Source organism: Oceanisphaera litoralis (genome assembly GCF_016907015.1).
Lineage (GTDB): Bacteria > Pseudomonadota > Gammaproteobacteria > Enterobacterales > Aeromonadaceae > Oceanimonas > Oceanimonas litoralis.
Genome location: NZ_JAFBBE010000051.1, coordinates 1 through 1,537 on the forward strand (window position 1 = coordinate 1; position 1,537 = coordinate 1,537).

Below are 1,537 nucleotides of genomic sequence, written 5' to 3' on the forward strand. Positions count from 1 at the left end.
GTAACAGTTCACCCAGAGTGGCTTGACGCACACAATTCTTCAGGAATGGGGTAATCCGTTTTCTCGATGCAGGCGCGGATCACGGCACGTAACCATTCCTGAGGACAGCGCCCCAGACGCTTGGCGGTTTCCACCAGCGAGAGGATACGCTGGCGGAACAGCTCGCCCCGCTGGGACCAGACGCCATAGCTTCCTTTGCGCCACAGTACATATCCGCGCAGCGCACGCTCGGCCTCGTTGTTGGTCAAGGCCACCTGGTCGTCTGCCATGAAGGTCCACAGCATGTCGTCATCTTGCAGTAAAAACCGACATCGCCCTCGGTAGCGCGAGGAGCACAGCATCATGCCGCGTTCCAGTTGTACCCGCCAACTCTGCCGACATCGCCTTAATCGTCGCAGGTATTGCTCATGCTCCAGCTCGCCGTTTTCCCAACGATGGCGGGTGCGGAACACCGTATCTGCCAGCAAGACCAAACGCGCACCAATGGGATGGTTAGTCCGCTCGCTGCTGTCGGCAATCGCAGCCACATTACGGGCCACATGAGCCCAACATAACTGACGTTGGCCATTATCCATGAAGCGATAGCCAGCATACTGGTCGGTTACCAGTACCGAGGTTTCCGGCACGTCACCTAGCAAACGCCGGGCGGCATCCTGACCTCGACCGAAGGCGGTCATGAAGCAGACCGCCACCTTGCTCAGGGCCAGCCACATCCAGCGCCGCTCACCGCCGCGCTGGTGCCGGGTTTCATCGGCATGGATATTCGGAGCTGTTTGCACTTGGTGTTTAATGGCCTGGTGTGTGGGTGTCAGCATGGCGCTGACCCGGCCCTGGGCCTCGCTGATGGCGCCCCGGCTAAAACGCAGTCCGAAGTGCTGGTTAAGCTGACTCTGTATCTGACTGATGCTTTGATGATACTGGCCGCTTTGCAGGGCAATGTAACTGAGCAGGTTGGTGCCCATCTGGGTATGGCTGACTGTCTCTGGCAGGCTGGCTTCATCCGTGTGGATACAGCGCGTGCACGTAGCACGAAACAGCTGATGCTCCGTCATGAAGTAACTGACGTCGGGCAAGTCAAATACCTGATGTACCCGGTGTGGCTTGGCATGAGCCAGCATATCGCCACCACAGCAGATACAGGTTTCTGACGGATAATGAGGCGCGAGCGTCACCCGTTCATCCAGCGGATGGCGCTCTCGACGATGCCCCTTATGGCCAGGCTGAGCACCACGCTGCTTACCGGAACGTTGACGTGGGCGAGCCGGCGGTGTCCCTCCCGGTCCATTGCTGGAAGGGGGCTTTGAAGAGTTGCCGCTGTTCTGATTGAGGCGATCTTCCAGTTCGGCAATCCGCTCCAACAGCTTGTAGATCAGCTCATGGGCCTGCTCAAGCGTCTGCGGCGGTACCGATGGTATCGTGTGTTTCTTGGTCATGGCGATAAGCATGGCTAACAAACAGGAACGTGCAAGCACCCAAAGTGGATCAAGAGACGATCGTCCCATTATTTACTGTCAAGCTACTCCCGGTGAACTGATAC

Annotated in this window: 1 protein-coding gene; it reads right to left on the reverse strand. The window is 57.9% G+C overall.

Annotation, left to right across the window (positions count from 1 at the left end):
* Positions 1 to 8: 8 nt before the first annotated feature.
* Complete coding sequence (gene tnpC, locus HNR62_RS16010) at positions 9 to 1,433, reverse strand: IS66 family transposase (protein ID WP_204797080.1); 1,425 nt, start codon at positions 1,431 to 1,433, stop codon at positions 9 to 11.
* Positions 1,434 to 1,537: the final 104 nt, after the last annotated feature.

What these genes read in the sequence shown, in the direction of transcription:
- tnpC (WP_204797080.1), bottom strand. Translation starts at nt 1,433, where the DNA reads ATGACCAAGAAACACACGATACCATCGGTACCGCCGCAGACGCTTGAG.